The organism is Sphingomonas quercus (assembly GCF_018863195.1).
GTDB classification, from domain to species: domain Bacteria; phylum Pseudomonadota; class Alphaproteobacteria; order Sphingomonadales; family Sphingomonadaceae; genus Solisphingomonas; species Solisphingomonas quercus.
Window position 1 is genome coordinate 302,188 of record NZ_JAHKRT010000005.1, and the last position, 10,227, is coordinate 312,414.

At 69.0% G+C, this 10,227-nt stretch carries 8 protein-coding genes; 6 read left to right on the top strand and 2 right to left on the bottom strand.

The features are described from left to right. Positions 1–2: 2 nt before the first annotated feature. Together KOF26_RS11635 and KOF26_RS11640 are read right to left on the bottom strand one after the other, a co-directional pair. Positions 3–1,196, bottom strand: coding sequence for an efflux RND transporter periplasmic adaptor subunit (locus tag KOF26_RS11635; protein ID WP_253201356.1), 1,194 nt, complete (start codon positions 1,194–1,196; stop codon positions 3–5). A 185-nt stretch (positions 1,197–1,381) separates the two neighbouring features. After that, positions 1,382–1,906, bottom strand: coding sequence for a DUF1993 domain-containing protein (locus KOF26_RS11640; RefSeq protein WP_216324870.1), 525 nt, complete (start codon positions 1,904–1,906; stop codon positions 1,382–1,384). Positions 1,907–2,048: 142 nt separating this feature from the next. On the opposite strand from KOF26_RS11640, the gene KOF26_RS11645 reads away from it, so the two are divergent. The 6 genes from KOF26_RS11645 to KOF26_RS11670 all read left to right on the top strand — a co-directional run bounded on the left by KOF26_RS11645 (position 2,049) and on the right by KOF26_RS11670 (position 9,992). Continuing rightward, entirely contained in the window at positions 2,049–2,660 is a 612-nt protein-coding gene (locus KOF26_RS11645; RefSeq protein WP_216324872.1) for a TetR/AcrR family transcriptional regulator, read from the top strand. Positions 2,661–2,986: 326 nt separating this feature from the next. After that, a complete protein-coding gene (locus tag KOF26_RS11650) occupies positions 2,987–3,397 on the top strand; it encodes a hypothetical protein (protein WP_253201357.1) in 411 nt (136 codons plus the stop codon). Next, positions 3,394–4,677: an efflux RND transporter periplasmic adaptor subunit gene (locus tag KOF26_RS11655; RefSeq protein WP_216324874.1), complete on the top strand. Its 1,284-nt coding sequence runs from the start codon at positions 3,394–3,396 to the stop codon at positions 4,675–4,677. Before KOF26_RS11650 ends, KOF26_RS11655 begins: the two co-directional genes overlap by 4 nt. A gap of 27 nt (positions 4,678–4,704) precedes the next feature. Continuing rightward, a complete protein-coding gene (locus KOF26_RS11660; protein WP_216324876.1) occupies positions 4,705–7,878 on the top strand; it encodes an efflux RND transporter permease subunit in 3,174 nt (1,057 codons plus the stop codon). Positions 7,879–7,892: 14 nt separating this feature from the next. Next, complete coding sequence (locus tag KOF26_RS11665; protein WP_216324877.1) at positions 7,893–9,347, top strand: efflux transporter outer membrane subunit; 1,455 nt, start codon at positions 7,893–7,895, stop codon at positions 9,345–9,347. A 150-nt stretch (positions 9,348–9,497) separates the two neighbouring features. Next, the gene (locus tag KOF26_RS11670) at positions 9,498–9,992 is read left to right on the top strand and encodes an Lrp/AsnC family transcriptional regulator (protein ID WP_363182235.1); all 495 of its coding nucleotides are present in this window, start codon (positions 9,498–9,500) and stop codon (positions 9,990–9,992) included. The last annotated feature ends 235 nt before the right edge of the window (positions 9,993–10,227 follow it).

A 10,227-nucleotide genomic window follows, 5' to 3' on the forward strand; every position in this document is an offset into this window, starting at 1 on the left:
GCCTAGTCCTTCTTCGCGCCGGCCTGGGCCTTGGGTGGCGGGCCGGCGGCGTCGCGCTGGGCGGTGCGCGTGCCGTCACTGCCGCGCAGGCGCACCCGCGTGCCCTCGGCGACCTTGACCACGCCCTCGCTGATCACGCGCGCGTCGGGCCGGAGGCCGCTCACCTCGATCAGGCCGCCGTCGCGCAGGCCGGTCGTCACCTTCGTGCGCACCGCCTTGTTGTCGGCGCCGACGAGATAGACATAGCGGTTGGCCCCCTCCCCGATCACCGCAAGCTCCGGCACGGCCATGCCGCTGCGCGACGCCGATTCGATGCCGACGCTGAGCAGCATGCCCGGCTTCAGCCGGTTGCCCGGGTTGGGCAGCACCGCGCGCACCATCACCGCGCGCGTCGCCGGATCGATCACCGGGTCGATCGAGGCGATGGTGCCGCGAAACGGCGTGTCCGGATAGGCCGCCGCCCGCGCCACGATCGGCTGGCCGGGGCGCAGCGCGCTCAGCATCGTCTCGGGCACGGTGAAATCGAGCTTGATGCGCGACAGGTCGCTGACCGTCGCGATCACCGCGCCGGCATTGACCACGGCGCCTTCCGAAATGGTGCGAAGCGAGACATGGCCCGAGAAAGGCGCGCGGATCACCCGGTCGCCGATCTGGGCGCGGGCATCCTCGGCCTCGGCGCGGGCGCGCTGGGCGGCGGCGACCTGCTGGTCGAGCAGGGTATTGGTGGCGAAGCCGCGCTGGGCCAGCTCCTGGATGCGACGGAGCTGGGCGTTGGCCTGATCCTCGGCGGCGCGCGCGCCGTTCAGCGCGGCCTGCTCCTGCCCCTGCGCCAGCACCGCCAGCACCCGCCCCCGCTGGACGAAATCGCCATCGTCGAAATTGAGCCGCTCGATCCGTTCCGTCACCGGCGACGCGAGGGTTACCTGCTCATTGGCGCGGGCCGTGCCCACCGCCTCGATACGGTCGACGAACAGATGCGCCTTGGGCGTTGCGACATCGACCAGGGGCGGCTCGCGCTTCGGCCCGCCGCCCTCCTTCTTGCTGCACGCGGCGAGCGACAGCGCGATGCAGAGCCCTGCGCCCAGCAAGGTCAGCCGGCGAGACCGGCGCCGATCAGGAACACCCCAGTGCATGGTCAGCGCCCGCCCAAAGCCATGGCGGCGGATATCCACGTCGCGATCACTTGCCCCCCCCATGAGATCTTGCCGTCATTTTGACGGTCGTGCCTCAATGCTTGGCGTAACATGCAGGACGGCGCGCCGCGTGTCGATCCTGAAACATTGCCGCCGCCATTACGCGCCGGATGCGCGGCGACCCGGCCTCCCTTCGATGACAATTCGGTAACGGCAGTGACGGAAAGGGCGCGAAGCGGCGCCGGCGATCACTCCGCCGGCGCGCTGGCGTAGCCGCCGAGGAAATCCAGCTTGCCGATCGGCACGCCCTTGTGGCGCAGCAGCGCATAGGCCGTGGTGACATGGAAGAAGAAGTTCGGCAGCGCAAAACTCAGCACGTAGCTGCGCCCGGTGAAGTTGAGCATGGTGCCGCGCACGGTGAGCGGCACCTCGGCATCCTCGCGGCCGTTCAGCGCCTCTGCCGGCACCGCGCGCAGGAACGCGATGGTCCTGGCGATGCGCTGCTGAAGGGCGTCGAAGCTGTCCTCGTCGTCCGCCATCGCCACATTGTCGAGCTGCCCGATGCGGACCGCCATGCCCTTGGAGGTGTCGCTGGCGCGCTGGATCTGGGCGGTGAGCGGCGCCATGTCCTCGTAGAGCCGGGCGTCGAGCAGCTCGCCATGGGCGATGCCCCGCTCGTCGGCGAAAGCGCGGCCCTTTTCGAGCTGGGCGGAGAGATTCTCCAGCGCGCGGATGAACACCGGGACGCTGACTTCATAGAGGGACAGGGACATGCGGATCGACTCCTCTGACTGGCCCGTCGGGCGACTGTGACCGGCGCCACATAAGCGGGTCGCGCGAGCACGAAAGCGCCGTGAAAAAAGAAACTTGGCACGGGTGGACGGCCGTCGCCCATTACCTTATATACCGCTCGTTATGGAAACTCTTGCCTGTTCTGCCCAGAAAGGCCGTCCGCGCGAATTCGACATTGACGAGGCGTTGACCGCCGCGCTCCGTGTCTTCTGGCGCCATGGCTATGAGGGCGCCTCGCTCACCGAACTGACCGGGGCCATGGGCATCACCAAGCCCAGCCTTTACGCCGCCTTCGGCAACAAGGAGGCGCTGTTCCGCAAGGCGCTCGACCTCTATGAGCGCGAGAAGCTCAGCTACATGAAGACGGCGCTCGATGCGCCGACCTCGCGCGGCGTCGCCGAGCGGCTGTTGCGCGGCGCGCTGGCGATGCAGACGAGCAGCTGCGATCCCAAGGGGTGTCTCGGCGTGATCAGCTCGGTCGCGTGCGGGCCGGAGGCCGAGTCGATCAAGGCCGACGTCATTGCCCGGCGCGCGTCGTCCGAAGCGGCGCTGATCGCGCGCTTCGAACGGGCCAAGGCGGAGGGCGACCTCCCCGGGTCGACCGATCCGGCCGCCCTTGCCCGCTATCTCACCGCAATCCTGCAGGGGTTGTCGGTCCAGGCCGGCGCCGGCGTGTGCTGCGCCGATCTCGGCAAGCTTGTCGATACCACGATCAGCCTCTGGCCGGGGCGCTAGACAAAAAGATACCTGCCGGTATAGAAAGCTGTTGACGCGCTGCGGCATCGAGTTATATACCGCTCGGTATTGATTGGACCCAAAGGGGCGGTGGGCTCCACGGGGCCCCGCGTCGAGGAGACCGCCTCCATGAAGATGGCGACCAGCTGATCTGAAGCCGTGCGGCCGACCTCGCTCGGCTGCCTCAACCACATTCGACGCCCTGGCGGCGAGCGCCGATGCGCTCCTCGGCCATGGGGTTTTGCACCCGCCTGCCAGGCGGGTGCGGACGCGAGCCGACGCCCGCGACGGGCTCCCCGCGTCCGCGACAAAGAGAAGGGGACGACATGATGGCCTATATGGATTTCAACGCGGCCTATGCCGCACCCGCGCTGGTCGCCCCGGCGCCGCAGGCGGAGGAGGTGCTGGAGCGCACCGGCTTCTCGCCGCTCGAATGGAAGGTGATCGCGCTCGCCCATCGCGATCGGCTGAGCAGCCTCGCCGAGCCGGGGCCGCTCTCCCGCGCGTTGGGCAGCGTGTTCGGCCTCGGCACCAGCTCGCGCCTCGCCGATCCGAAGCTGGAGGCGGTGCGCCGCCTCGCCGTCCACGCCTGGCACAAGGGCTATGCCCTGCCGGTTTCCGAGCTTGAGGCCTTCAAGGCCGAGGGCTTCACCATCGCACAGGCGGAGACGCTGCTGGCGAGCGTGGGCACCGCGCGCGCCACCCGCACCGCCCCCCGCCGGGAGCGCCTCGCATGAACATGATCAGCCCGATCGAAACCGGCGACAAGCGCTCGCTCGGCCAACAGGTCTCCGCGCTTCCCCGCTGGCAGCGCGGTGGCCTGGCCATCGTACCGCTGGCGGTGATCGCCGGCGTCGCCGTCCACTTCGCCGATCGGCCGCAGGCGGCGGTGGCCGCTCCGCCGCCGCCGAGCGTCACCGTCGCCAACCCGCTGGTCCGCGAAGTCAATGAATGGGACGATTATATCGGCCGCTTCGCCCCCAGCCGCACGGTCGAGATCCGGCCGCGCGTGTCCGGCGAGGTGACGGCGGTGCATTTCCGCGACGGCGAGATCGTCAAGCAGGGCCAGCTCCTCTTCACCATCGACCAGCGCCCGTTCAACGCCGCGCTGGCCGAGGCCAAGGCGAATGCCGCCTCCGCCCGCTCGGCGCTGGCGCTGGCGCGCGCCGATCTCGGCCGCGCCACCCGCCTGATCGACGACGAGGCGGTGTCCGCCGGGGAGGTCGACGCGCTGCGAGCCCGCGTCCAGGCTGCCGAGGCAGCGCTGGCGGCAGCCGAGGCGCGGGTTCGCTCGCGGGCACTGGATGTCGAATTCACCCAGGTGCGCGCGCCGATCGCCGGTCGCATCTCCGATCGCCGCGTCGATCCCGGCAATCAGGTGGCCGGGGGCGAGGGCACCAGCGGCTCGCTGCTCACCACGATCAACGCGCTCGATCCGATCTATTTCACCTTCGACGGCTCGGAGGCGCTGTTCCTCAAGGCGCAGCGCAACCGTCGCGCCGATGGCGGCGCCGAGACCCCGGTCGAGATCCAGCTTCAGGACGAGACCAGCCATCGCTGGAAGGGCAAGCTCGACTTCACCGACAACGGCCTCGATCCGCGCTCCGGCACGATCCGCGGCCGGGCGATCCTGCGCAACGCCGATTATTTCCTGACGCCGGGCATGTTCGGTAACATGCGGCTGGGCAATGCCGGCACGGTGAAGGCGCTGCTCGTGCCGGATGCCGCGATCCAGACCGACCAGGCGCGCAAGACCCTGCTCGTCGTCGACGGCAAGGGCGTGGTCTCGGCCAAGCCCGTCGAGCTCGGCCCGGTCGTCGACGGCCTGCGCGTCATCCGCTCCGGCATTTCGCCGCAGGACCGCGTGGTCATCACCGGCACGCAGATGGCGATGCCCGGCAGCCCCGTCACCCCCCAGCCCGGCCGCATCACGCCTGACGCCCCGGCGTCGACGGCGGCGTCCGGCGGCGATCTCTCCGTGCCGATCTCCAGCGAGGCGACGCTCGCCCAGCGCTGATCCCATTTCTCCAGCAGGACGTTCTCCATGCGCCTGTCCCGTTTCTTCATCACCCGGCCGATCTTCGCCGGGGTGATCGCGGTCGTCATCACGATCGTCGGCGCGTTGGCCTATCTCGGCCTGCCCGTCTCGCAATATCCCGACATCGTGCCGCCGACGGTCACGGTGTCCGCCCAATATCCCGGCGCTTCGGCGGAGACGGTGGCCGAAACGGTCGCCGCCCCGATCGAACAGGAGATCAACGGCGTCGATAACATGCTCTACCAGTCGTCCCAGTCGACCGGCGACGGCAAGCTGACGATCACCGTCACCTTCAAGATCGGCACCGATCTCGATGCCGCGCAGGTGCTGGTGCAGAACCGCGTCGCCGTGGCGCTGCCCCGCCTGCCGCAGGAAGTGCAGCGTTTCGGCGTGGTGACGCGCAAGACGTCGCCGGACTTCCTGTTGGTCGTCAATCTCGTCTCGCCCGACAACTCGCTCGATCGCGGTTACATCTCCAACTACGCGCTGACCCAGGTGCGTGACCGGCTGTCGCGCATCGACGGCGTCGGCGATGTCCAGCTGTTCGGCTCGCGCGATTATTCGATGCGGGTGTGGATCGATCCGGGCCGCGCCGCCGCGCTCAACCTGACCGCGGGCGACGTCGTCGCGGCGCTGCGTGCCCAGAATGTGCAGGTCGCCGCCGGCACGCTCGGCCAGCCCCCCTATGCGCAGGGCAACGCCTTCCAGCTCAACGTCGAGACGCAGGGGCGCCTCGTCGATCCCAAGCAGTTCGCCGACGTGGTGATCCGCTCCGACCCCGACGGCCGCCAGGTCAAGGTATCGGACGTGGCGCGCGTCGAACTGGGCGCCCAGGATTACGGCTCCAACACCTATCTCAGCGGCAAGCCGACGGTGATCGTAGCCGTCTTCCAGCGGCCCGGCTCCAACGCGCTCGCCGCCGCCGAGGGCGTCCAGACCGAGATGAAGGCGATGTCCGCCAAGTTCCCCAAGGGGCTGGAATACAAGGTCATCTACAACCCCACCGAGTTCATCAGCCAGTCCATCGATGCGGTGAAGCACACCCTTTTCGAGGCGGTGATCCTGGTGGTGCTGGTGATCATTGTCTTCCTGCAGAAGTGGCGGGCGGCGATCATCCCGGTGGTGGCGATCCCGGTGTCGCTGATCGGCACCTTCACGATGCTGGCGGCGCTGGGCTATTCGCTCAACAACCTGTCGCTGTTCGGCATGGTGCTGGCGATCGGCATCGTCGTCGACGACGCGATCGTCGTCGTCGAGAATGTCGAACGCAATCTCGAGCATGGCCTGTCGCCGCTCGAAGCCGCCCGGACGTCGATGGACGAAGTGTCGGCGGCGCTGGTGGCGATCGTGCTGGTGCTCTGCGCGGTGTTCGTGCCGACCCTGTTCCTGACCGGCATGTCGGGCGCCTTCTACAAGCAGTTTGCGGTGACGATCTCGACCGCGACGATCATCTCTCTGATCCTGTCGCTCACCCTCTCTCCGGCGCTGGCGGCGATGCTGCTGCGTCGCCACGAGGACGTCAGCAATGCCTCGCGGCTCACCCGCGCGGTGCGTGCTGCCGGCGACCGCTTCAATCGCGGGTTCGACCGGATGGGCAACGCCTATGCCCGTCTCACCCGCCGGCTGGTAACGATGCCGCGGCGGATGATGGCGGTCTATGCCGGCCTCATCGCGCTCACCGGCGCGGTGTTCTGGGTGACGCCGACCGGCTTCATCCCGGCGCAGGACCAGGGCTATTTCCTCACCGTCATCCAGCTGCCGCCGGGCTCCTCGGTGGAGCGCACCGACGCGGTGATGCGCAAGGTCGCCCAGCGCATCCTGCCGATCGCCGGCATCAAGGGCTCGGTGATGCTGGCCGGCTTCGACGGCCCGTCCCAGACGCTCGCACCCAACGCCGCCGCCGCCTATTTCCCGCTCAAATCCTTCGAGGAGCGCGAGAAGCTCGGCGTCAGCTTCGCCCAAATCATGGACGAGGCGCGCAAGGCCACCGCCGACATCAACGAGGCGCGGCTGATGATCGTGCCGCCGCCGCTCATCCAGGGCATCGGTTCGGCCGGCGGCTATCGCCTGATGGTCCAGGACCAGAGCGGCAATGGCTATAACGCGCTCGGCAAGGAGAGCTACGGCCTGATCGGCAAGGCCAACCAGACCAAGGGCCTCGCTCAGGTCTATACCTTCTTCGACACCGCCACGCCGCGCATCTTCGCCGACGTCGATCGCAAGAAAGCCAATCTGCTCGGCGTGCCGCCGGAGCGCGTGTTCGAGGCGCTGCAGGTCTATCTCGGCTCGGTCTTCGTCAATGATTTCAACCTGCTCGGCCGAACCTACCGGGTGACAGCGCAGGCCGACGCGCCGTTCCGCAACACCACCGCCGACATCGCCAACCTCAAGACCCGCTCCAATTCGGGGGCGATGGTGCCGATCGGGTCGGTCTCCACCTTCCAGGACAAGACGGGTCCGTATCGCGTGGTGCGTTACAACCTGTTCCCCGCCGTGGAGGTCGATGGCGACACCGCGCCGGGCTATTCCTCCGGCCAGTCGCTGGTCGCGATGGAGAAGCTCGCCGACGAGCTGCCGCGCGGCTATGGCCATGAATGGACCGGCATCGCCTTCCAGCAGAAGGCCGCCGGCAGCACCGCCGCCCTCGTTTTCGTGATGGCCGTGGTGTTCGTGTTCCTCGTGCTGGCCGCCCAGTATGAGAGCCTGACCTTGCCGCTCGCGATCATCCTGATCGTGCCGATGTGCCTGCTGGCCGCCATGGCCGGGGTCAATCTGCGCGGGATGGACAACAACGTGCTGACCCAGATCGGCCTCGTCGTGCTGATCGCGCTCGCCGCCAAGAACGCCATTCTGGTGGTCGAGTTCGCCAAGCAGGCCGAGGAGCAGGAGGGGCTGAGCCCGGTGGAGGCCGCGGTGCAGGCCGCACGCACCCGCCTGCGCCCGATCCTGATGACCAGCTTCGCCTTCATCCTCGGCGCGGTGCCGCTGGTGATCGCGCAGGGCGCGGGCGCCGAGCTTCGTCAGGCGCTGGGCACGGCGGTGTTCTTCGGCATGATCGGGGTGACCGGCTTCGGCCTGATCTTCACCCCGACCTTCTACGTCGTCTGCCGGGCGCTCGCCCTGCGGCTTTCCCGCCGCAGAGGCCGCGCCGCCCCGGCCGCCCTGCAACCCGCAGAATAAAGGAGAGGCCGGCCATGAAGCTCGCCCTGCTCTTCCCCACCGTGTCGGCGCTGGCGCTTGCCGCGTGCGCCGCCGGTCCCGACTATGTCGCCTCCACGCCGAGCGCGCGGGCGGCCGCGCCCTTCGTCTCGGCCGAGCCCGCCGTCGCCGATGCCGCCTCGCCCGCCGCCGAGCAATGGTGGCGGCTCTACAATGACCCGGTGCTGGACGGGCTCGTTCAGGACGCGCTCGCCGCCAATACCGACCTGCGCGTGGCCATCGCCCGGCTGGACCGCGCCCGCGCCGCATTGCGCGAGGTGCGCTCGGATCGGCTGCCGAGCACCAGTGTCGGCGCCAGCACCAATTATGGCCGCCTGCCCCAGCAGCAGCGCCAGCCCGGCGCCGATGTCGAGGACTGGCAGGTCGATGCCGGCCTCAGCGTGGCCTATGAGGTCGATCTGTTCGGCCGCGTCCGCCGCAATATCGAGGCGGCGCGCGGCGATCTCGCCGCCACCCAGGCCGATACCGATGCGGTGCGCGTCGCGGTCGTCGCCGAGACGACGCGGGCCTATGCCGACGCGGCGTCCGCCGCCGAGCGGCTGGAGGTGGCGCAAAATGTCGTCGATCTGCTCGATCAGTCCGTCACGCTCACCGGCAAACGCTTCGAGGCCGGCCGCGCCACCCGACTCGACGTCACCCGCATCGCGGCGCTGCGCGACCAGCGTCGCGCCGCGATCCCGCCGCTTCAGGCCGATCGCCAGGCGGCGCTGTTCCGCCTCGCCACGCTGACCGGCCGCGCCCCGCAGGATCTGCCGGCCACCGCCTCCGCCCGCACGACCATCCCCCTCGTCGCCCAGCCGATCCCGGTCGGCGACGGCGCCGCGCTCCTCGCCCGCCGGCCGGACGTGCGCGCCGCCGAGCGGCGGCTGGCCGCGAACACGGCGCGCATTGGCGTCGCCACCGCCGCCCTCTATCCGCGCATCTCTCTGGGCGGATCGATCGGCTCGACCGGCGCCGGTTTCGGCGATTTCCTGGGCGGCGGCCCGTTGCGCTGGCTGCTCGGCCCGCTGATCAGCTGGAATTTCCCCAATCAGGAAGTCGCCCGCGCCCGCATCGCCGCGGCGGAGGCCGATACCCGCGGCGCGCTCGCCAGTTTCGACGGCACCGTGCTGCGCGCCTTGCAGGAGACGGAGACGGCGCTCTCCGCCTACGCCCGCGCGATCGACCGGCAGGCGGCGCTGACCTCGGCTCGCGACGAAGCGGCGACCTCCGTCCGCATCGTCCGCGCCCGTCAGCGCGAAGGCACCGTCGACTTCCTCGACGTGCTGGATGCCGAGCGCACCTTCGCCGACACGCAAGCCGATCTCGCCGCCGCCGATGCCCGCATCACCTCCGCGCAGATCGACCTGTTCCGGGCGCTGGGCGGCGGCTGGCAGGCGCAATCCGGTCAGACCGCCGAGAGGTCGAATCCCACCCATCCTCTCGGCTGAGTCTGCGGGAGCGGCGCCGGCCTCGATGGCGGCGCCGCTCCCGATCATTGCCTGCTTGTAACGAAAAGCATCTACGGCATTGCCTTGCGTGTCATTTCTCGACAGGTTTCGCATTCCGTCTGTTGCTTTCAATCAAGCGAGGTTCCGTTCGTGGACGATTCCGGCCTGACCATTATTGATTCCACCGACTATCGCATCCTTCGCGAACTCACCCGCGATGGGCGCGCGTCCGATGTCGCGCTTGGCGAGCGCGTCCATCTGTCCAGCACCGCGGCCGCGCGCCGCCGCAAGATCCTGGAGGAGCGCGGCGCCGTCACCGGCTATACCGCCAATCTCGACATGGGCCGACTCGGCTTCGGGATCACGGTGATGGTCGCGATCGAGCTGATGACCCAGGCCGAGCAGGCGCTGCTCGAATTCGAGGCGGCGGCGGTCAAATGCCCGTCAATGTCCTATTGCGCCTTCGTATCGGGCGACACGGACTTCATCATGATCGTCCATGTCCGCTCGTTCGAGGATTATGACCGGGTCTATCGCAGCGAGCTGTCGACGCTCCCCCATGTCGCCAAGATCCGCAGCAGCTTCGTGATGCGCGAGGTCACCCATCGCACGGTGCCGCCGATCCTTTTCCAGACCAAGGGCTGATCGCGGGGCGGCGGCGGCCTGTTGATAATCGCGGTGCCGCCGGGCAGGTTCACGCGACGCGGCCGACGGTCACGGCGGCGCGCAACCAGGGGGGACGAGATGAACGCTGCCCGCACGTTGATGACGGCGCTGATGACAGGCGCGATGCTGATGCCGGGTATGGCGGGGGCGGCGGCGGGGCCGGGGAGGCTGTCGCCGCTGAAGACGGAGGCGATGGCCAATGTCGATGCGCATG